This is a genomic window from Atlantibacter hermannii, from assembly GCF_009907385.1.
GTDB classification, from domain to species: Bacteria; Pseudomonadota; Gammaproteobacteria; order Enterobacterales; family Enterobacteriaceae; genus Atlantibacter; species Atlantibacter hermannii_A.
This window is the reverse complement of record NZ_JAAATR010000061.1, coordinates 1-21327: the sequence shown is the minus strand read 5'-3', so window position 1 is coordinate 21327 and position 21327 is coordinate 1. Positions and strand designations below refer to the sequence as shown.

The following is a 21327-nucleotide window of genomic DNA, read 5'->3' as shown; positions in this document are numbered from 1 at the left end:
GAATTACTCCTTTTCCTGCTGTTCGGGCTTCAGGGTGCGTAGCGCCCAAATCAGCAGCCCGATAATAAAGAACGCGCTCGGGGCCAGCAGGAATAAGCCGTTCGGCAAGTACCAGCCGCCGTTTTGTACGGTATCCAGCACGGTGACGCCAAACAGTTTGCCGCTACCAAAAAGCTCGCGCAGGAAGCCGACCACAATCAAAATCACGCCGTAGCCCAGACCGTTACCGATGCCGTCCATAAAGCTCGCCAGCGGCGGCGATTTCATGGCGTAGGCTTCGGCGCGCCCCATCACAATGCAGTTAGTGATGATCAGGCCGACAAACACCGACAGCTGTTTGGAGATCTCATAGGCGAAAGCGCGCAGGATCTGATCCACCACGATCACCAGCGAGGCGATGATGGCCATCTGCACGATGATGCGCACGCTGTTAGGGATGTAGTGGCGGATCATCGAGATAAACATGCTGGAAAACGCCGTCACCAGCGTCACCGCCAGGGTCATCACAAAGGCGGTTTCCAGTTTGGTGGTGACCGCCAGCGCCGAACAGACGCCGAGTACCTGTAAGGAGATCGGGTTGTTATCCACCAGCGGGCTGACCAGCACCCGCTTGATCTCTTTCATATTGCTGATTTCAGCCATTGTTGAGCGCTCCTTCACGAAGGCGTTTTAAGAACGGGCCAAAACCGAGTTCGCCCATCCAGAAATCGAAACTGTGCTGCACACCGTTCGAGGTCAGCGTCGCGCCGGAAAGGCCGTCCACGCCGTATTCATCGCCTGAACGCGCGCCGCCTTTAACAATCTTCAGCGCTGGCTTGCCGCTCTCATCAAGCAGCTTTTTCCCTGTCCAGCGTTGCTGCCAGTTCGGGTTTTCGATTTCACCGCCCAGCCCCGGCGTTTCGCCGTGATCGTAATAGGTGATGCCCTTAACGGTGCGGCCATCGGTATCCAGCGCCACGAAAGCGTACATCACCGACCACAGTCCATTGCCATACACCGGCAGCACGATTTCCTGAGTCTGCTGCTGCTCGTCGCGCACCAGATAGATTTCCGCGATATTGCTGCGACGCTTAATACCAGCCGGGTCCTGCTCTGCAGGTAGCGCGATGCTGAGATCCGGGTCTTTTAGCGCCAGGCTTTGATCGAACTGCGCCGGATCTTTATTCACGAATTCGCCGGTTTTTAAATCGACCAGACGCGCGCTGATACGCGTGTCATAAATCGATTTCACCTCTTCGTTGGTTAAGTGGGGGGCCATCAGCCCGGCAACCTGCAAAATATTGCGCTGCTTATCGAGCAGTTTTTGCTCCTGCTGGCGCGATTTCAGCCCTACCGCCGCACCGGCCACAATCACCGAACACACCAGGCACAGCACCAGCACCGCCAGCAGCGTTCTGCCTGGGGTATCAAAACTTTTCACCTCAGCCACGGGACGCCCTCCGCTTGATATTGGCCTGCACCACCAGGTAGTCGAACAGCGGCGCGAACAGGTTGGCGAACAGGATCGCCAGCATCATCCCTTCCGGATACGCCGGGTTGACCACGCGGATCAGCACGCACATCACGCCAATCAATGCGCCGTAACACCATTTGCCCTTCTCGGTAAAGGAGGCGGACACCGGGTCGGTGGCCATAAACATCATCCCGAAAGCGAACCCGCCGAGCACCAGATGCCAGTACCACGGCATGGAGAATAACGGGTTGGTGTCGGAGCCGATAAGGTTAAACAGCGTGGCGGTGGCGATCATGCCAACCATCACGCCCGCCACGATGCGCCAGGAAGCGACGCGGCCAAACAGGATAATCGCGCCGCCAATCAGGATCATCAGGGTAGACACTTCGCCAATCGAACCGGGAATGAAGCCTAAGAAAGCGTCCATCCAGCTCACCGGCAGGCCGGTGGTGACGTCTACCAGCGATTCGCCGCCGCCCGTCGCCCACTGAGAGAGCGGCGTGGCGCCGGAAAAACCGTCCGCTGCGGTCCACACCAGGTCGCCGGAAATTTGCGCCGGATAGGCGAAGAACAGAAACGCGCGCCCCGCCAGCGCCGGGTTGAGGAAGTTTCGCCCGGTGCCGCCGAACAGCTCTTTAGCGATCACCACGCCAAAGCTGATGCCCAGCGCCGCCTGCCACAGCGGCAGCGTCGGTGGAACAATCAGGGCAAACAGGATCGAGGTAACGAAAAAGCCCTCGTTGATCTCATGTTTACGCACGATGGCGAACAAGACTTCCCAGAATCCGCCCACCAGAAATACCGTCAGGTAGAGCGGCAGAAAGTAAACGGCTCCCAGCGTCATCATGCTGATCCAGCCCGCGTCCGGCGCAAAACTCACCCCCAGCCACTGGGCCGTCTGATAATGCCAGTTGTTGGCAATCACCTGCGCCAGCTGAGCGGGATCGTAGAGCTTGTGAAGAGCAGGAAGCGTTTGCAGCCCGACGTTGTACATGCCCCAGAACATGGCCGGAAATACCGCGAACCACACCAGGATCATCATGCGCTTTAAGTCGATGGCGTCGCGCACGTGGGACGCGCCCTTCGTGACCATGCCCGGCGTATAAAAGATGGTGACCGTCGCTTCATACAGCGGGTAATACTTCGCCAGCTTGCCGCCTTCAATAAAATGCGGCTCCAGTTTTTCAAAAAAGTGCTTCAAACCCATGCTTATCCTTCCTGCTCAATACGGGTTAACACGTCGCGCAGCACCGGGCCGTACTCATATTTTCCGGGGCAAACATAGGTGCAGAGCGCTAAATCCTCTTCATCCAGCTCCAGGCAACCCAGCGCCTGGGCGGCGTCGGTGTCGCCCGCCAGCAAATCGCGCAGCAGCAGAGTGGGTAAGATATCTAACGGCATCACGCGCTCGTAGTTGCCGATCGGCACCATCGAGCGTTCCCCGCCATTCGTATCAGTGGAGAAGTTGAACAGTTTGTTTTTCAGGAAATGGCCCAGCGTGGTGCGGGTGATCGAGAACTTTTCTTTGCCGGGCATCACCCAGCCGAACAGCTCTTTATCGCCGCCTTCCGGCAGGACGCTGACCTGCAAATGAAAACGTCCGAGAAAGGCATGCGGCCCGTGGGCGCGCACGCCGTTGAGCACCGAACCGGAAATGATGCGGTTATCGCCGTCCTGCAACTCCCCGGCGGTAAGCTCGTCCAGCGATGCGCCAGCGCGGGTGCGGATCAAACGCGGGTGTTTGACCTGCGGGCCGCCAAGCGCCACGATGCGCTCGGTCCACAGTTCGCCCTCGATGAACAGCTTGCCGATGGCAATCACATCCTGATAGTTCAGGTGCCACACCTGCTTATGCAGGCTGACCGGCTCCAGAAAGTGAATATGGGTACCCGGCAGGCCCGCCGGATGCGGTCCGGCAAATTCGTTAAAGGTGACCTGGCCGCTGGTGTGGCCGCCAAGCTTGCCGCCGCCGGCCTGGCAAACGTGCACTTTACCCGGCGTCAGGCGCGTGAGCACGCTCAGCCCCGCGTCAAACATGGCACGGTGGCTGAGAATAATCGGCTCCGGGTTGGCGCTCAGGGGGTTGGTGTCCATGGCGGTGACGAAAATCGCCGCAGGTACGCTACCCGGCACCGGCGTTTTACTGAATGGACGGGTGCGGAACGCCGTCCATAGCCCGGAATCCAGCAATTGGCTCTGCAAGGTTTCACGGGGCAGCGAGGCCAGCGAGGCGCGCTCATGGCAAGCGAAGGTTCGCTGCTCGTCGCCTTCAATGCGGATCACCACAGATTGCAGAATGCGTCTTTCCCCACGGTTGATTGCCACCACCTCGCCGCTGGCGGGCGCGGTGAACAACACGCCGGGGATTTTTTTATCTTCGAACAGCGCCTGCCCTTTTAGCACCCGGTCGCCTTCTTTGACCAGCATGGAGGGGCGCATGCCAACGTACTCCTCGCCGCGCAAGGCTACGTGCTGGATAGCGGGGCCATCCGTCACCTGCTGTTCCGGCAGGCCCGCGATGGGAAGATTTAGCCCTTTTTTAATTTTAATCATAAGGTTAGCACGGAATAGTTAACGTAATTCCCGGCATGGAATGCCGAAACCAGAGTTCAACGTCGCTGCAATGTGGAAGAAAAGAAAGATGGGACATTACGAATGCGCTACGGCCGACAATGCCAGAAAAGGCAGAATTCGGGTAATGATCGTCAGGAGAATTTCCTTTCTTCTGTGCAGGTCATCATACGGCGTGAATGGTAACATCAATCGTTTGATTAGCGTCAGAAATAGATGAAAAGGAATCATAACTGCGAGGAAGCGCGCAAAGTTTGTGTCGCGCGCAGGCGGGCCAGGCAATACTGTGTAGCAAAACTGAATTGTAAACTCACTTCGACGCGCTTGCGAAAAATAACAGCGGTGCTAATGTGAGCGCACTCAATCCAGAATCATCCGATTTAGGGTTTCTTTTTGTTGTGCCGTTCCGGCATTTGTTATCGATTTATCAAGGAAACAAGCAGTATGCGTAAAATCGCAGTGTTACTTGCGATGCTTCTGATGCCGTGCCTGGCGTTCGCCAGTCTACTCAGCAACGACAGCGCCACACCGATCAAAAAAGAATTGAAACAGCAGTTGATGGGCTCGCCGGTTTATATTCAGATCTTTAAGGAAGAACGCACCCTCGATCTGTATGTGAAAATGGGCGAACAGTATCAGCTGTTGGACACTTATCGCATTTGCAGCTATTCCGGCGGCCTCGGCCCGAAACAGCGCCAGGGCGATTTCAAAAGCCCGGAAGGGTTTTACTCGGTGCAGCGCAGCCAGTTGAAGCCGGATAGCCGCTTCTATAAAGCGATTAATATTGGCTTCCCGAACGCGTTTGACCGCGCGCACGGCTATGAAGGCAAATACCTGATGATCCACGGCGCCTGCGTATCGGTTGGTTGTTACGCCATGACCGACCAGGGCATTGACGAGATCTTCCAGTTCGTGACCGGCGCGCTGGTGTTTGGTCAGCCTAACGTACAGGTAAGCATTTATCCGTTCCGCATGACCGACGCCAATATGCAGCGCCATAAATACTCGTATCACATCGATTTCTGGAAGCAGTTGAAGCCGGGTTACGACTATTTTGCCGCCACCCACCAGCCGCCTGTGGTCTCGGTGGTGGATGGCCGCTATGTGGTCAGCAAGCCGATCGGCAGCCAGCCCGTCCAGCCGCAGTTGGCCTCAAACTATACGCTCTCCGAGGCAAAATAATGCCCACTCGCCTGGCATGATCTTCTGCCAGGTTTCATTGCCGGTCAGCGGCTGAGTGGCAATCACGGTGACCACATCGTTGGGTGTGGTCTCCTGCTGAAAGTCGATTTCCACATCCTGATCCAACAGTTTCGCCACGCCAAACGGCGCACGGCGGGTTATCCAGAATAAGTTGGTCGAGCAAAACGCCATGACGTAGCGTCCGTCCGACAGCAGCATATTGAATACGCCCTTCTCGCGCAGCTCCCCGGCCAGCGACGCCACATAGCGGAACACCGCTTCCATATTGCCAGGCGTGCGCGGGTAGCGCGTGGTCAGTTTATGCAGCAGCCAGCAAAAGGCTTTTTCGCTGTCGGTTTCTCCCACTGGCCGAAAATTCCCGGTCTCCAGACCCTGATAGCCTTTGAGCTGCCCGTTGTGCGCGTAGGTCCAGTTGCGGCCCCACAGCTCGCGGGTAAACGGATGAGTGTTTTCCAGCGCCACTTTTCCCCGGTTCGCCTGGCGGATATGCGCCACCACCGAACAGGACTTTATCGGATATTCCTGGACCAGCCGGGCAATCGGCGAATTAAAGCTGGGTTGCGGGTCTTTAAAGGTGCGACAGCCTTTACCTTCATAAAAGGTAATACCCCAGCCATCTTTATGCGGACCGGTGCCGCCGCCGCGCTGAACCAGCCCGCTAAAGCTAAAGCAGATGTCGGTTGGCACATTGGCGCTCATCCCGAGCAGTTCACACATCACCCACCTCCCGTTTCAAAAAAGGGGCTTGCGCCCCTGTCGTGCAATTACGCTTTTACCATTTCTTTTTCGATCAGCTGGATCAGGATGTGGATCACTTTGATATGGATCTCCTGAATGCGATCGGCATAGCCAAAGTGCGGCACGCGAATTTCGATGTCCGCGCTACCCGCCATTTTGCCGCCGTCTTTGCCGGTCAGGGTGATCACTTTCATCCCTTTGGCGCGGGCCGCCTCAATGGCTTTAATGACGTTAGCGGAGTTGCCGGAGGTGGAAATTCCCAGCAGTACGTCGCCGTCGCGGCCAACCGCTTCAACGTAGCGGGAGAAAATGTAGTCATAACCGAAGTCGTTGCTGACACAGGAGATATGGCTGACATCAGAGATGGCGATAGCCGGGTAGCCTGGACGGTTTTCGCGATAACGGCCCGTCAGCTCTTCAGCAAAATGCATGGCGTCGCAGTGGGAACCGCCGTTGCCGCAGGAGAGCACTTTGCCGCCCGCTTTGAAGCTGTCCGCCAGCAGGACCGCTGCACGCTGGATGGCGTGAATATTAGCGTCGTCTTTCAGGAAGTTAGCCAGCGTTTCTGCGGCTTCGTTCAGCTCGCTGCGAATCAGATCCTGGTACATGAGGATTTCCTTAAGGATGAATGAAAATAACCCTCGCAGTGTACCGGATAGGGTTGAAAGCGAGAAGCATCACCCGGCCCCCTTTCATGACGTTTTCAGCCGATCGGCAGGAACAATGTGAACCAGGTTGTAATTATATTGTAAATACATTGCTAAAAAACTGCGCATCCACTACAACCTAATCATCACAAGTGGTCAGACCTCCTACAAGACAGGGAGCTTTTAGCTATGATGATGTTGAGTATTGTTGCCACCGTTATTCTGCTCGGGGTGCTGTTTTATCACCGGGTCAATCTGCTGGTCAGCAGCCTGATCCTGCTTGCCTGGACCGCTGCCTTAGGCGTGTCTGGCCTGTGGTCAATCTGGGTGCTGGTTCCCCTCGCAATTATCCTTGTGCCGTTCAACCTTGTGCCAATGCGTAAATCGCTGATTTCCGCGCCGGTATTTAAAGGTTTCCGCAAGGTGATGCCGCCGATGTCTCGCACCGAAAAAGAAGCCATTGACGCCGGCACCACCTGGTGGGAAGGCGAACTGTTCCAGGGCAATCCTGACTGGCAGAAGCTGCACAACTATCCGAAGCCGCAGTTAACGGCGGAAGAACAGGCGTTTATTGACGGTCCGGTTGAAGAAGCCTGCCGCATGGCCAATGACTTCCAGATCACCCATGAAATGGCCGATCTGCCACCGGAGCTGTGGGCGTACCTGAAAGAGCACCGCTTCTTTGCGATGATCATCAAGAAAGAGTACGGCGGCCTGGAGTTTTCGGCTTACGCCCAGTCGCGCGTACTGCAAAAACTCTCTGGCGTGTCGGGCATTCTGGCGATTACCGTCGGCGTACCGAACTCGTTAGGCCCGGGCGAGCTGTTGCAGCATTACGGCACTGATGAGCAGAAAAACCACTATCTGCCGCGTCTGGCCCGCGGCCTGGAAATCCCCTGCTTTGCGCTGACCAGCCCGGAAGCGGGTTCCGATGCGGGCGCTATCCCCGATACCGGCGTGGTGTGCATGGGCGAGTGGAAAGGCGAGCAGGTGCTGGGCATGCGCCTGACCTGGAACAAGCGTTATATCACCCTGGCCCCTATCGCTACCGTGCTGGGTCTGGCGTTTAAACTCTCTGACCCGGATCGTTTGCTGGGCGGCGAACAGGAGCTGGGCATCACCTGTGCGCTGATCCCGACTAACACCCCGGGCGTGGAAATCGGCAAACGCCACTTCCCGCTGAACGTGCCGTTCCAGAATGGCCCGACCCGTGGTAACGATATTTTCGTACCGATTGATTACATCATCGGCGGCCCGGCGATGGCTGGCCAGGGCTGGCGTATGCTGGTGGAATGCCTCTCCGTGGGCCGCGGCATTACCCTGCCGTCCAACTCCACCGGCGGCCTGAAGTCCGTCGCGCTGGCAACCGGCGCCTATGCGCATATTCGCCGTCAGTTCAAAATCTCCATCGGTAAGATGGAAGGCATCGAAGAGCCGCTGGCGCGTATCGCCGGTAACGCTTACGTGATGGATGCGGCGGCGTCGCTGATCACCTACGGCATTATGCTGGGCGAGAAACCGGCGGTACTGTCGGCCATTGTGAAGTATCACTGCACCCACCGCGGCCAGCAGTCCATCATTGATGCGATGGATATCACCGGCGGTAAAGGCATCATGCTGGGCGAAAGCAACTTCCTGGCCCGTGCCTATCAGGGCGCGCCAATCGCGATTACGGTGGAAGGCGCGAACATTCTGACCCGCAGCATGATGATCTTCGGCCAGGGCGCAATCCGCTGCCATCCATACGTGCTGGAAGAAATGGCGGCGGCGCAGAACAACGATGTGGATGCGTTCGATAAACTGCTGTTCAAACATATCGGCCATGTCGGCAGCAACAAAGTGCGCAGCTTCTGGCTGGGCCTGACCAACGGCTTAACCAGCCGTTCGCCGACCCGCGATGCCACTAAACGTTACTATCAGCACCTGAACCGCCTGAGCGCCAACCTGGCCCTGTTGTCGGACGTGTCGATGGCGGTGCTGGGCGGCAGCCTGAAACGCCGCGAACGTATCTCGGCGCGGCTGGGCGATGTGCTGAGCCAGCTCTACCTGGCGTCCGCCGTGCTGAAGCGCTATGACGACGAAGGCCGTAACGAAGCCGATCTGCCGCTGCTGCACTGGGGCGTTCAGGATGCGCTGCATCAGGCCGAACAGGCGATTGACGATCTGCTGCGTAACTTCCCGAACGGCGCTGTCGCCGGGCTGCTGCGCGTGGTGATCTTCCCGCTGGGCCGCCGTTACGATGCGCCGTCCGACAAGCTGGACCATAAAGTGGCGAAGATCCTGCAAACGCCGTCTGCGACCCGTTCACGCATCGGTCGCGGCCAGTACCTGACGCCGAGCGAGTACAATCCGGTGGGTCTGCTGGAGGAAGCGCTACAGGATATGATTGCTGCCGAGCCGATCCACGAACGCATCTGCAAAGCGTTGGGTAAAAACCTCTCCTTCACCCGTCTCGATATGCTGGCGAAACAAGCGCTGGAGCAGGGACACATTACTCAGGAAGAGGCGGATATCCTGGTCAAAGCGGAACAAAGCCGTCTGCGCAGCATTAACGTGGACGAATTTGAGCCGGAGGAACTGGCGACTCAGCCGGTAAAGATGCCGGAAAAACTGCGAAAACCTGAAGCGGCCTAACCCTCAACGCTTCACTGTCAAAAGACCGGTTGCCATAGCCGGTCTTTTTTTTGGTTAACGGTGGCCTCGCCGGGTTTGCGAGGTTGATCTGCAATCTTCTCCGCCATTTGCTAAAAGGTCATGCTAGAGTGAAATCCCCCCGTCAACGAGGAGAATGAGATTGTGCCTGGGTTAAAAGTATCGTTGTTACAACAACCGCTGGTGTGGATGGATGGCCCTGCCAATCTGCGCCATTTTGATGTGTTGCTGGATGAGCTAACCGGGCGGGACCTTATCCTGCTACCAGAAATGTTCACGACGGGCTTTGCGATGGAAGCCGCTCAACAGTCGATGGCCGAAGAAGAAGTCATCAACTGGATGCAGATTAAAGCCAGCCAGTTGGGCGCGATGGTCGGCGGCAGCGCCGCGCTGCAAACCGAACGCGGCCCGGTGAACCGTTTTCTGCTGGTCGAGCCGGAAGGCAAAGTGCATTTTTACGATAAGCGTCATTTATTCCGCATGGCCGATGAGCACCACCACTACGTGGCAGGTGAGCAGCGGCTGATTGTCGAATGGCGCGGCTGGCGCATTCTGCCGCTGGTCTGCTATGACCTGCGCTTCCCGGTGTGGTCGCGCAACGCCAGTGATTATGACCTGGCGCTGTATGTGGCGAACTGGCCCGCGCCGCGCTCGCTGCACTGGCAGGCGCTGCTGACCGCACGCGCCATCGAAAACCAGTGTTACGTCGCCGGCTGCAACCGGGTCGGGACCGACGGCAACGGGCACCACTACCGCGGCGATAGCCGCATTATCAATCCGCAGGGGGAGATCCTCGCCAGCGCCGATGCCCATCAGGCAACGCGGCTGGATGCGGAGCTGTCGTTAAACGCGCTTAAGGAGTACCGGGAAAAATTCCCTGCCTGGCGCGATGCCGATGATTTTACGCTGAACGGTTAACCTTTCGCCGGTGCGGTCGCCGATCGCACCGAGTCATAAACTTTCCATGCCGCCTGCATGGCTTCGCCCTGCACCGTGCGCAATCCATGTCGATTTAATACTGCTTCCAGCGCCGCGAGCGTTTGCAGCACGCAGTCTTTGCGCGCGTTATAGCCCATGGTGCCGATACGCCAGATCTTGCCCTGCAACGGGCCAAACGAGGTGCCGATCTCGATGTGGAAGTCTTCAAGCAGTTGCTGGCGCACCGCTTCACCGTTGATGCCGTGCGGGATAACGACGCCGAGCACGTTATTCATTTTGTGCCGGAGATCGCCAAAGGTTTCCAGCCCCATCCCCTGGATCCCGGCCAGCATCGCCTTGCCATGTAAGGCGTGACGGGCAACGCGGTTATCCATCCCCTCTTCCAGCATGATGCGGGCGCATTCCCGGGCGGCGAACAGCATGCTGGTGGCTTCGGTATGATGGTTCAGACGCTCCGGCCCCCAGTAATCCATGATCATGCCGAGATCGAAATAATTGGAGTAGATCATCTCGTCGTCGCCGTCCTGATGATCCTGAGTGCGTATGCCGGCTTCGACGCATTTTCGCGCGCGTATCACCGCTTCCATCTGCGGGCTAAGGGTGATCGGCGCGCTGCCTGACGGGCCACCGAGGCATTTTTGCAGACCTGCCGAAACGGCATCTACACCCCAGTCATCGGTTTTTAAGGTGTTGCCGCCCAATGATGCAGTCGCGTCGGTGTAAAACAGCACGCCATGGCGACGGCAAATCTCACCCAGATCCGCCAGCGGTTGCAGCATGGTGGTGGAGGTATCGCCATGAACCGTCAATAACAAACGGGGTTTGACGCGTTTAATCGCCTCTTCAATACGGTCCGGGCAAAATACCTCGCCCCAGGGAACCTCAAGGGTATGCACTTCTGCCCGGCAGCGGCGGGCGATTTCACACAACAAGTGACCGAAGCGACCAAACACCGGCACCAGCACCCGGTCGCCTGGGCGGATCGCCGAAACCAGAATAGCTTCAATGCCCGCGCGCGAGGTGCCGTCGATTAACAGTGTCCAGCGATTGTGGGTATTGAACACCTGACGGTACAGCGCCATGGTTTCGTTCATATAGCCCGTCATCGCCGGATCGTACTGGCCAATAAGCTGGCTCGCCATGGCGCGCAATACGCGGGGATCGGCGTTAATCGGCCCTGGTCCCATTAATAAACGAGAAGGCGGGTTGATTTGGGTTGGCAAAATGAAATCGGACATGACGCGCTCCGGTCACAGCAGAAATTAATTTGAAGAAAATCAATGTGCCAGATGGAAGCAGGTTTGGCTATGTGAGAGTGGGCTAAAGCGAAGACAAAAAAACCGTATCCCTTGCGGTGATACGGTTTTCTGAACTTTGCAGCACTGAGGCTACAGAGTATAAATGTTGGCGGAACGGACGGGACTCGAACCCGCGACCCCCTGCGTGACAGGCAGGTATTCTAACCGACTGAACTACCGCTCCGCGTTGTTCCCCTGGGAACGAGGCGAATATTACGGGGAGCCTCTCTAAGCGTCAACGCTTTTTCTCAGGATTATCATCGTTTGCTGCAAATTTCGCCCGAGTGACGACAAATCGCGCAAATTAACGGACGTTATGCGCGCCACAGGCAGCTGCCGCCCTTCTTTTGCACCAGATCCAGGCGTGATTCATGGGCGGCGCATTCTTCATCGGTAGCGGTAATCACTTTTAAACGCGACGCCTGGCGCACCAGACGCTGAATGCCCGTGGTGTCCTGTACGTTCTGAGCCTCGCCTTCCATCGCAAACGTCATCGACGTCTGTCCACCGGTCATGGTCAGCCAGACATCCGCCAGAATTTGGGAGTCAAGCAACGCGCCGTGCAGCGTACGTTTGCTGTTATCGATTTCATAACGCGAGCACAGCGCATCCAGGCTATTACGCTTGCCGGGGAACAACCGCCGCGCCAGCGCCAGGCTATCGGTTATTTTGCAGAAGGTATCGGTTTTCGGGATTCCACGTTTAAGCTTGCTGAATTCATAATCCATAAAGCCGATATCGAACGATGCGTTGTGGATGATCAACTCCGCGCCGCGAATGTAATCGATGAAATCATCAGCCACATCGCCAAACACCGGTTTATCCAGCAAAAATTCATCCGCAATACCGTGAACATTGAAGGCGTCTGGATCGATCAGGCGGTCAGGTTTGATATAAACGTGAAAGTTATTGCCCGTTAAACGGCGGTTAATCACCTCGACAGCACCAATCTCAATGATGCAATGCCCTTCGTAATGGGCGCCAATCTGGTTCATACCGGTGGTTTCAGTATCGAGGACGATCTGTCGTGTAATTGGTGTGCTCATAAGGCTCGTTTATGTCAGACTGGGTTTTTTGATCACAGGAAGTCTACCAGAGATGCGCAAACAGGTAGAAATTTTCACCGATGGTTCGTGTCTGGGTAATCCAGGACCGGGCGGCTACGGTGCGATTTTACGCTATAAACAGCACGAAAAAACCTTTAGCGAAGGGTATAAGCTGACCACCAATAATCGTATGGAACTGATGGCTGCCATCGTGGCGCTGGAAGCATTGCGTGAGCATTGCGACGTGACGCTGAGTACCGACAGCCAGTACGTCAGGCAAGGCATCACCCAGTGGATCCATAACTGGAAAAAACGCGGCTGGAAAACTGCCGATAAGAAACCGGTCAAAAATGTTGATTTGTGGCAGCGGCTGGATAAGGCCTTAAGCCAGCATAAAATCAACTGGGAGTGGGTCAAAGGCCACGCCGGCCATCCTGAAAACGAACGCTGCGATGAACTGGCGCGCGCAGCGGCCAGCAACCCTCAACATGTCGATGTCGGGTATCAGGCGGAAAACGCGGTTAGTTAGGTTTCCGGTATTGCCGCGTTGCGCCCACCGCCGGGCGTAACTGCGTTTTGGCGCTGCGTTGTTTCATCGGGTTCAGCGTTAAAGGGATCGTGCGTTTACGTGCCACGATAACCTGCATACAGCCCAGCGCAGGTAAGTGAGTGCTCAGCAACTTACCCCCCTGTTTATTCCATGGCAATACCTGGAAATTGGTCTGATAGAGCACTTCGAAATTAAGCAAGGCAAGCCAGTCAAGCTGGCGGGCTAAGGTGAACATCCGGCTATTATAAGGGATACGCTGACGGCGAAACGGTACCAGTTTCCCCACACCTAACAGACTAAAGGGGTTAAAACTGCTCATAATTAACCACCCGTCATCAACCAAAACTCGGTCAACTTCGCGCAGTAATCCGTGTGGATCGGAGCACCATGAGATAGTGTGCGCTAACAAACAGGCGTCGACCGCCCGGGGAGCAAAAGGGAGCGCCAGCGGGTCGGCTCTTACCTGAAGCTGCTCGCCATGAGTCGCCACATTAACCTGGTGAGAAATCGCACAACTCTCAGTATTGATTTCCGCGCTGAGATTGCCAATCTTAAGTAAGTGAAAACCAAACATTTTTGCAAGCCAGGGGCGCATCTGGTATTCAAGCGCGTCGCGATAATATTCGCCCCAGGGGAGTTCAGCCCAGTGCCCTGGCGTCTGGTACGTCTTGGGTATCCTTGCCGGTTTCATCGCTACCTTCTGTCACGCATTAAGAGGTGTTTTATGAATCTTATCAGTATTCCCGCTTTTCAGGATAACTACATCTGGGTGCTTAGTGAGAACAATGGCCAATGCCTGATCGTCGATCCCGGTGAAGCCGACCCCATCATTTTGGCCATTGAACAGTATGGTTGGCAGCCTGAGGCGATTTTGCTTACCCATCATCATAACGACCATGTGGGCGGTGTACCGGATTTGTTGAAAAAATATCCTTCTCTGCCGGTCTACGGCCCTCAGGAGACCGCCAGTAAAGGTACAAACCGGGTAGTCAACGAAGGGGATAAAATCAATCTACTGGGGCATGAATTCACCATTATTGCCACACCAGGTCACACTTTAGGACATCTCTGTTACTTCAGTTATCCTTACTTATTCTGCGGCGATACGATGTTTTCCGGCGGCTGCGGGCGTTTGTTTGAGGGTACGCCGAATCAGATGTATCAATCATTTAATAAATTAAACGTCTTACCAGACGATACTCTGATATGTTGCGCCCACGAATATACATTAAGTAATTTAAAGTTTGCGATAAGCATATTGCCTCATGATCGTGACTTAAACGAATACTATCGAAAAGTGAAGGAGTTACGCGCAAAAAACCAAATTACATTGCCAACAACGCTGGCGGAAGAACGTAAAATCAATGTTTTTTTAAGAACGCAAGATATTGATATTATTAATTCAATTAATAAAGAAACAACTTTGCAACAACCTGAGCAGCGTTTTGCCTGGTTAAGGGCCATGAAAGACAAGTTCTGATAATTCATGCTTGTCATTGAGGACATTCGCCGTTATCATCGCTCGTCTTTTAAGCAACTATTGACACACACATGAAGGCAAAAGCGATATTACTCGCCTCTGTCCTGCTTGTGGGATGCCAGGCGTCAAAGCATGACGCCACCGTCCAACAGCACGCACAGAGCCTTTCTGCAGCTGGTCAAGGGGAAGCAGGGAAGTTTACAAGCCAAGGGCGCTGGATGGACGATGGGACATCTTTCGCTCAGGATCAGGACTTGTGGGCTTTCATTGGCGACGAGCTAAAGATGGGAATTCCGGAAAACAGCCGGATTCGCGATCAAAAACAGAAGTATTTGAGCAATAAGAGCTATCTCCACGATGTAACTTTACGGGCAGAGCCGTATATGTACTGGATAGCAGGGCAAGTTAAGAAACGTAACATGCCCATGGAACTGGTACTACTACCCATAGTGGAGAGCGCTTTTGACCCTCACGCAACGAGTGGAGCTAATGCCGCAGGCATCTGGCAAATCATTCCGAGCACGGGGCGAAACTATGGTCTTAAACAGACCAGGAATTACGATGCACGTCGCGACGTAGTGGCCTCCACCACTGCGGCACTCGATATGATGCAGCGCTTAAACCGTATGTTTGACGGCGACTGGCTCCTGACTGTCGCGGCCTATAACAGCGGCGAAGGTCGTGTAATGAAGGCAATGAAAGCGAATAAAGCACGGGGTAAACCCACGGATTTTTGGTCGCTTTCACTGCCACAGGAAACCAAAGTCTACGTACCTAAAATGCTGGCGTTGAGTGATATTCTCAAAAACAGCAAAAAGTACGGCGTACGGTTGCCGACCTCGGATGAAAGCCGCGCACTGGCGCGCGTCAAACTCAATAACCCTGTTGAGGTGGCGCAACTGGCCGATATGGCCGGGATTTCAGTGAGTAAACTGAAAACCTTCAATGCTGGTGTGAAAGGCTCGACGTTAGGGGCTAGCGGCCCTCAGTATGTGATGGTGCCGAAAAAGCATGCCGATCAGCTGCGAAACTCGCTGGCAGCAGGTGAAATTGCCGCCGTACAGCCAACGCTGGTTGCTGACAACAGCAGTTCTGCGCGCTCCTATAAAGTGCGTTCAGGCGATTCATTATCGGGCATCGCATCGCGTTTAAACGTGTCGACCAAAGATCTGCAGCGCTGGAATAACCTGAAAGGGGCGCATATCAAAGTGGGGCAAACCCTCACCGTTGGTGCAGTTGAAAGCGGTACGCGGCTGGCAAGTAATGACGACAGCATTACCTATAAAGTTCGCAAAGGCGATTCGCTCTCCAGCATCGCTAAACGTCATGGCGTGAACATTAAAGATGTTATGCGCTGGAACAGCGGTACGGATAACTTGCAGCCTGGCGATCAAATTACGCTATTCGTTAAAAACAGCGTAAATGGCGATTCGTAGACATCTACAAAATCAAAAAAGGCACCGATTCCCCCGGTGCCTTTTTCTTTTACTACGGCTTATAAACTTCGATCATAATGGTATCGCTGGTGAATGAGCCTTCGTCTTTCAGTTCAAAGTAACGCTGTACTGCCCCAGACGCACTCTTTTGATACAAGCGAATAGCGGCAGCTAAGGCCTCTGGCGTGCGCATACGGGCGATCCAGCTTGCATATTCCAGTACCAGACGGTCGGTAATAACTGAGGTAGTCAGTAATCCTGCGTCACTGAACATCGCCGCCCATTCGCCACTGGAATAATTTCTGACGTGCGATGTGTCGCGCAACGCTTCAATGGTTTGTAACCAGATATCCAGCACCGCATTGCCGGGCGACATCACATCCATCACGATCGCCTTCCCGCCCGGACGTAAAACACGCTTAATTTCCCGCAGCGCCTGGCCAACATCCTGCCAGTGATGGGCGGAATAACGGCTGATAACAATATCGACGCTTTCGTCAGCGAATGGCAAGGATTCCGCGTAGCCCTGGCAAGTCTGGAGGTTATCTAACCCCCGCTCACGCGCGGCGCTGTTTACCGTTTCCAGCATGCTGGCTGATAAATCATAGGCGATCACTTCTTTTACCTGAGAGGCGGCGATAAAGCTGGCGTGCCCTGCTCCACAGCCTACATCAAGCAGTTGCGCATGAGGAAAAGAGGCCAGGCGCGTTTTTAAGCGTTCCAAATCCCGTCCGCTGGCATGTACCTGGCTGGTTAAGTAGGCCGAAGCCTGAGAGCCGAACTGCTTATTGATGTTGTCGTGGTGCGAGTGTGTTGTCATTACGTTGCCCTTTTTTAAGTGAATGGAGGGCAGAACGTCTGATCTGCCCTACGGCAGACCTGACATACCTTAACGCTTAGCAGGTTTGCCGGGTGTGAATTCAACGAGTAGCGGATTATGGTCGGAGGCACGCGTCACCAGAACAGAGGCTTCGTGAACAGCCAAACCACGGTAGAAAACAAAATCAAGCGGGCGACCGAACGCTCGCCGGCGGTGATCGTCAGTAAAACGCACTTCGCGCAGCGACATTTCGCGCGCGAAACGATAAAGCGCATTCATACGCGGGCGGCTCCAGGCATTAAAATCCCCGGCCATAATAATGGGCCCGCTGTGATGGGCGATTTGATCGCCAATAGGGCCTAATTGTTTGCTATACACGTCCACTCCGAGACTGAAATTTACCGCATGGATGTTAATCACCATCAGCATACGGGTATCGGGCAAGGGATAAACGGTAACCAGCGCCGACTTGGACAGCCTCAGAATAGGCTCTCGTTCGCGCAATGGGCAACAGTAAACAGGATGCGCCGCCGACAGCGTCATCACCCCCGAGGGATGTTGAGGCAGCACAAACGCTGGCACCTGATCGGCTGCCAGATAATTGGTGGTAGCAAAATTGACCAACTCCGGCGTGGTTTGCGCTTCCTGTAGCAATACAAGATGCGCATCCTTACCAAAGTTTTTCAGGACTGAGAGCCATTCAGCGCGCTGCTGCTTAAAGATATTCCAGACCAGCACCCGAAGACGATCGTGGCCTGGAAGCGGTTCTCCCGCAGGTAAAGCCTGACCTATGGTCGCAAACGAGCCGGGCGCCAGGATGCGCTCTGCAGGCTGTCCGGCGACATATCGCATTGCATAGGTAGATTTACGCACTTTCGACTTCATTCCTCTCACAGGTGTGCCCGCAAAAACAGAAGCGGCTTATCAGTTATAGGGATTTTAGCTCACACTTTCAACGTGCAGGGCGATAAACAAGCGTATCCGCTATTTCAGGCGCTTTCTGGCAAGTTATCTGCGCTTCGTTCATCCAATCTGTAGTTATCTGATGCACAAACATGACGCCGCTGTCTGAAGGTGCTTAAATAACAAAAACGACGTTAATCGCGTCATAATGTTGCTTATGGAGCAATAATGAAGGCGACATCAGAAGAGTTAATGATATTTGTTGCTGTGGTAGAGAGCGGCAGTTTTAGCCGCGCGGCGGAACAGCTTTCACTGGCAAACTCGGCGGTGAGCCGGGCCGTAAAGAAGCTGGAAATGAAGCTGGGCGTAAGCCTGCTTAATCGCACCACTCGCCAGTTGAGCCTGACCGAAGAAGGTGAACGTTATTTTCGTCGCGTGCAGCAGATATTGCAGGACATTGCCGCAGCGGAAAATGAAATTATGGAAACGAAGCAGACGCCACGGGGCTTATTGAGAATTGATGCCGCAACGCCAGTGATCCTCCATTATCTGACGCCATTGATAAAGCCCTTTCGGGAAAAGTATCCTGAGATCACCCTCTCTCTTGTTTCTTCAGAAACTTTTATCAATCTTATTGAGCGCAAAGTGGATGTGGCGATTCGCGTTGGGACGTTGAGCGATTCCAGCCTGCGAGCACGACCGTTATTCAGCAGCTACCGTAAAATCATCGCCGCACCGGACTATCTTGTAAAGCATGGGACGCCACAATCGGTTGACGATCTGGCAAATCATCTTTGCCTGGGTTTCACTGAGCCTGCATCATTAAATATCTGGCCTGTCGCGCAGTCAGATGGACAACTCTATGAAGCGAGCCCAGGGTTATCATCAAACAGTGGCGAGACGCTAAAACATCTCTGCCTCGCTGGTAACGGCATCGCCTGCTTATCTGACTATATGATTAATAAAGAGATTGAGAACGGCACCCTGGTCGAAATCATGACCGATATCCGTTTACCCGTCGCCATGCCTTTCAGCGCAGTCTATTACAGCGATCGTGCCGTGAGTGCGCGTATCCGGGCGTTAATTGATTTTCTTAGCGAGCAGATCCCAGCGCATGCCGCTCTGCGAGCATGAGCTTAAGAGGAGGTAAAGGCCAAAATAAATCTCCTCCGGCATAATCAATCTGCCAAAGAAGGAGATCACATGCATAAAACCCGTTGGTCAGCTACATGAGGTGCAGTTTGCCACAGGCTTACGCCAGGCATTCAGGCGATTGTCGCTGAGCGTTGTTATCAACCAGATACACGACGTGATGAGCCGGTGATTATGGGGCTGAACGTGGCGGCTGTAAGCTATCTGCGATAGAGATTCATTAAGCTTTTTCAGGTAATTCGCAGGCAGGACAGTAACGGGATACCGTATAAGAGTTCACCGTATTTAGTGCCTGTTAAAACTGAATTTTTGCCATAAGGTAAAACAGCGCCCGCAGGTGCGTATTCGAGCTCTGCTGCCGACGCCAGAGGCGATGAATCAGAGCTGGTCCATCGATTTTATGTACGATGAGCCAGTGTGAGGCATAGGCTTTCGGAATTTCAACGTGGTAGATGATTTTAACCGCAAAGCGATGGCGATCGAAATTAACCTTCATATCCCGGCGCAACGGGTCGTGAAAGTGCTGGACCGAACCCTGGCAAACCGCAAATATTCCCTGAAGATGCGTATGGATAAAGGCCTGCGGTTGGTCTCTCTGACGCTGGCCCAACAGGCTGAAAAGCCTGGTGGGATGTTGAATTTTATCAGGCCCCCCAAGCCAACGCAGAATGATCCTACCCAGCAATAGTGGGCATGCGACTAAGTGAGTAAACTCTCAGTCAGAGGTGACTCACATGACAAGACCAGCATCAACCACCGAAAAGCCACACAAGCAGCACACGCCTGAACTTCGTCTGGAGGCCCTGAAACTGGCTTAACGCATTGGTGTGGCCGCTGCCGCCCGCGAACTTAGCCTGTATGAATCACAGCTCTACAACTGGCGAAGCAAACAGCAAAATCAGCACTCTTCTTCTGAACGCGAACAGGAGATGTCTGCTGAGATCGCCCGTCTGAAGCGTCAACTGGCAGAACGGGATGAGGAACTGGCCATTCTCCAAAAGGCCGCGGCATACTTCGCGAAGCGCCTGAAATGAAGTATGTCTTTATCGAAAAACATCAGGCTGAGTTCAGTATCAAAGCCATGTACCGTGTACTTCAGGTTGCCCGTAGTAGCTGGTACGCCTGGCATCAACGATGTCATCAGATAAACAGTCGTCAGCAGTTCCGACTTATCTGTGATAACGTCGTCCGGGAGGCATTCAGTGACGCAAAATAGCGCTTTGGCGCTCCACGCCACACGGATGAGCTTCGTGCTAATGGACTGGTCTGTAACATAAATACCGTGGCGGCCAGCCTGCGCCGGCAGGGACTGCGGGCGAAAGCCTCGCGCCGGTTAAGCCCGGTCAGTTACTGTGAATATAGTCTGCCAGTATCAGAGAATCTGCTGAAGCAGGATATTTACGCCAGCGGTCCTAATCAGAAATGGGCGGGTGATATCACGTATCTTCGCACTGGTGAAGGCTGGCTGTACCTGTCGGTGGTTATCGACCTGTGGTCGCGGTCAGTCAGTTGTCGGTGTCCTCGCGGATGACGGCATAGCTTGCCTACGATGCGTTACAGGTGGCGCTGTGGCGGCGTAAACGCCCGGAAAACGTCATCGTTCATACAGACAGAGGCGGTCAGTACTGTTCAACGGATTACCAGAGCTTACTGAGACGCCATAATCTGCGGGGCAGTATGAGCGCCAGAGGCTGTTGTTACGACAATGCCTGTGCTGAAAGCTTCTTCTTCGCCTGATGCAGATTAATTCTGAAAATGGTTTCATTCGTCCGGGTTATGAGGGTAGTTGAGGCTGAAATGTGTACAGCTGATTGTAGAAAGCGTTACTCATACGGACAAGCCAGTGAAGCGATGAGTGTCGGTTCTACCGCCCCTGAAACGCGGGTCCGACACATCAGGGTATTGCGTCCTCTGCAACCCTTGATACGTCAGAGCAGCAACGTTTTGCGAGCTGGAAAGCAGGTCCGCCGTCTGGTAGAGCAGAATAAAGCAAAGCGACAGCTGATGGGGGAAATGCCAGGATAACAGCCTCATGGAGCGCTTCTTCCGCAGTCTGAAAACAGAATGGGTCCCGACGAAGAGTTACTCAGGCAAGAACGAGACCCGACAGCGAATTAATGGTTTCATATTGAACGACTGCAATAACGTCAGAGCACATCATTACAAAGAGGGCAAATGCCGGTAGAGCCAGAGAAAAGATACTGTTTTTACTGTAAAACTGCGGCCAGTATTATATGACCACGATCAAAAATGACCTGCAAGATTCTCCCTTCCGGGGCGTGACTATTTTGCGCTGGCTCTGGCGGTATCGGGTAGGATATCTTCAGACGGAAAAAAACCGTATCGCTATTAAGGCGATACGGTTTTTTTATTCACAAAGACATATTAAAACGTCTCATAACAATGAGTTGGCGGAACGGACGGGACTCGAACCCGCGA

The 21327-nt window shown here is 54.4% G+C and carries 19 protein-coding genes, 1 tRNA gene and 3 pseudogenes; 11 read left to right on the top strand and 12 right to left on the bottom strand.

Annotation, left to right across the window (positions count from 1 at the left end; all coding sequences use genetic code 11):
• Nucleotides 1-3: 3 nt before the first annotated feature.
• From GV764_RS15835 to GV764_RS15820, 4 genes are read right to left on the bottom strand one after another with little or no spacing between them, the layout of a single operon-like run.
• The gene (locus GV764_RS15835) at nucleotides 4-642 is read right to left on the bottom strand and encodes an NADH:ubiquinone reductase (Na(+)-transporting) subunit D (RefSeq protein ID WP_125295131.1); all 639 of its coding nucleotides are present in this window, start codon (nucleotides 640-642) and stop codon (nucleotides 4-6) included.
• Nucleotides 635-1429, bottom strand: a complete 795-nt coding sequence (locus GV764_RS15830; protein ID WP_161660961.1) for a Na(+)-translocating NADH-quinone reductase subunit C — start codon at nucleotides 1427-1429, stop codon at nucleotides 635-637. Before GV764_RS15830 ends, GV764_RS15835 begins: the two co-directional genes overlap by 8 nt.
• Nucleotides 1422-2660, bottom strand: coding sequence for an NADH:ubiquinone reductase (Na(+)-transporting) subunit B (locus GV764_RS15825; protein WP_161660960.1), 1239 nt, complete (start codon nucleotides 2658-2660; stop codon nucleotides 1422-1424). Before GV764_RS15825 ends, GV764_RS15830 begins: the two co-directional genes overlap by 8 nt.
• Before the next feature lie 2 nt (nucleotides 2661-2662).
• On the bottom strand, nucleotides 2663-4006 hold the full coding sequence (locus tag GV764_RS15820; RefSeq protein WP_161660959.1) for a Na(+)-translocating NADH-quinone reductase subunit A: 1344 nt from the start codon (nucleotides 4004-4006) through the stop codon (nucleotides 2663-2665).
• A gap of 462 nt (nucleotides 4007-4468) precedes the next feature.
• On the opposite strand from GV764_RS15820, the gene dpaA reads away from it, so the two are divergent.
• Nucleotides 4469-5206 carry a peptidoglycan meso-diaminopimelic acid protein amidase gene (dpaA, locus tag GV764_RS15815; RefSeq protein ID WP_161660958.1) on the top strand — a complete coding sequence of 246 codons (738 nt, stop codon included), beginning with the start codon at nucleotides 4469-4471 and terminating at the stop codon, nucleotides 5204-5206.
• On the opposite strand, the gene GV764_RS15810 is transcribed toward dpaA, so the two are convergent.
• Complete coding sequence (locus tag GV764_RS15810) at nucleotides 5177-5944, bottom strand: class II glutamine amidotransferase (RefSeq protein WP_161660957.1); 768 nt, start codon at nucleotides 5942-5944, stop codon at nucleotides 5177-5179. The two genes, dpaA and GV764_RS15810, sit on opposite strands and share 30 nt — an antisense overlap.
• Before the next feature lie 47 nt (nucleotides 5945-5991).
• Entirely contained in the window at nucleotides 5992-6573 is a 582-nt protein-coding gene (gene lpcA / locus GV764_RS15805; RefSeq protein WP_125295137.1) for a D-sedoheptulose 7-phosphate isomerase, read from the bottom strand.
• Between the two features lie 228 nt (nucleotides 6574-6801).
• On the opposite strand from lpcA, the gene fadE reads away from it, so the two are divergent.
• A complete protein-coding gene (gene fadE, locus GV764_RS15800; protein ID WP_161660956.1) occupies nucleotides 6802-9246 on the top strand; it encodes an acyl-CoA dehydrogenase FadE in 2445 nt (814 codons plus the stop codon).
• Between the two features lie 162 nt (nucleotides 9247-9408).
• Nucleotides 9409-10182, top strand: a complete 774-nt coding sequence (locus tag GV764_RS15795) for an amidohydrolase (RefSeq protein WP_161660955.1) — start codon at nucleotides 9409-9411, stop codon at nucleotides 10180-10182.
• Here GV764_RS15795 and GV764_RS15790 read toward each other — a convergent pair.
• From GV764_RS15790 to dnaQ, 3 genes are all read right to left on the bottom strand, one after another.
• Entirely contained in the window at nucleotides 10179-11441 is a 1263-nt protein-coding gene (locus GV764_RS15790) for a pyridoxal-phosphate-dependent aminotransferase family protein (RefSeq protein ID WP_161660954.1), read from the bottom strand. The genes GV764_RS15795 and GV764_RS15790 overlap by 4 nt on opposite strands.
• Nucleotides 11442-11608: 167 nt before the next feature.
• Nucleotides 11609-11685 (bottom strand) — tRNA-Asp (locus GV764_RS15785).
• A 130-nt stretch (nucleotides 11686-11815) separates the two neighbouring features.
• The gene (gene dnaQ, locus GV764_RS15780) at nucleotides 11816-12547 is read right to left on the bottom strand and encodes a DNA polymerase III subunit epsilon (protein WP_161660953.1); all 732 of its coding nucleotides are present in this window, start codon (nucleotides 12545-12547) and stop codon (nucleotides 11816-11818) included.
• Here dnaQ and rnhA point away from each other — a divergent pair.
• Nucleotides 12501-13076, top strand: a complete 576-nt coding sequence (gene rnhA / locus GV764_RS15775; protein WP_328515176.1) for a ribonuclease HI — start codon at nucleotides 12501-12503, stop codon at nucleotides 13074-13076. The genes dnaQ and rnhA overlap by 47 nt on opposite strands.
• Here the strand turns inward: rnhA and GV764_RS15770 are convergent.
• A complete protein-coding gene (locus tag GV764_RS15770; RefSeq protein ID WP_161660951.1) occupies nucleotides 13069-13788 on the bottom strand; it encodes a class I SAM-dependent methyltransferase in 720 nt (239 codons plus the stop codon). The genes rnhA and GV764_RS15770 overlap by 8 nt on opposite strands.
• A 33-nt stretch (nucleotides 13789-13821) precedes the next feature.
• On the opposite strand from GV764_RS15770, the gene gloB reads away from it, so the two are divergent.
• Entirely contained in the window at nucleotides 13822-14577 is a 756-nt protein-coding gene (gloB, locus tag GV764_RS15765; RefSeq protein WP_161660950.1) for a hydroxyacylglutathione hydrolase, read from the top strand.
• Between the two features lie 71 nt (nucleotides 14578-14648).
• Nucleotides 14649-16013 (top strand): murein transglycosylase D, encoded by a 1365-nt coding sequence (mltD, locus tag GV764_RS15760; RefSeq protein WP_161660949.1) that lies wholly within the window; start codon nucleotides 14649-14651, stop codon nucleotides 16011-16013.
• Nucleotides 16014-16065: 52 nt separating this feature from the next.
• Here the strand turns inward: mltD and GV764_RS15755 are convergent, their stop codons facing one another.
• Together GV764_RS15755 and GV764_RS15750 are read right to left on the bottom strand one after the other, a co-directional pair.
• Nucleotides 16066-16833, bottom strand: a complete 768-nt coding sequence (locus GV764_RS15755; RefSeq protein ID WP_161660948.1) for a class I SAM-dependent methyltransferase — start codon at nucleotides 16831-16833, stop codon at nucleotides 16066-16068.
• Between the two features lie 69 nt (nucleotides 16834-16902).
• Nucleotides 16903-17706: an endonuclease/exonuclease/phosphatase family protein gene (locus GV764_RS15750; RefSeq protein ID WP_125295176.1), complete on the bottom strand. Its 804-nt coding sequence runs from the start codon at nucleotides 17704-17706 to the stop codon at nucleotides 16903-16905.
• Nucleotides 17707-17964: 258 nt separating this feature from the next.
• Here GV764_RS15750 and yafC point away from each other — a divergent pair, with 258 nt between their 5' ends.
• The 5 genes and pseudogenes from yafC to GV764_RS22125 all read left to right on the top strand — a co-directional run.
• A complete protein-coding gene (yafC, locus tag GV764_RS15745) occupies nucleotides 17965-18870 on the top strand; it encodes a DNA-binding transcriptional regulator YafC (RefSeq protein WP_161660947.1) in 906 nt (301 codons plus the stop codon).
• Between the two features lie 103 nt (nucleotides 18871-18973).
• Nucleotides 18974-19558 (top strand): annotated as a pseudogene (locus GV764_RS22135) (DDE-type integrase/transposase/recombinase); the annotation flags it as partial.
• Nucleotides 19559-19622: 64 nt separating this feature from the next.
• Nucleotides 19623-20616, top strand: a pseudogene (locus tag GV764_RS15735) (IS3 family transposase); the annotation flags it as partial.
• Nucleotides 20617-20896: 280 nt separating this feature from the next.
• Nucleotides 20897-21126, top strand: a pseudogene (locus GV764_RS22130) (IS3 family transposase); the annotation flags it as partial.
• On the top strand, nucleotides 21123-21327 hold a 205-nt coding region (locus GV764_RS22125), incomplete at its 3' end, for a hypothetical protein (RefSeq protein WP_236651886.1). The pseudogene GV764_RS22130 and the gene GV764_RS22125, both read left to right, overlap by 4 nt.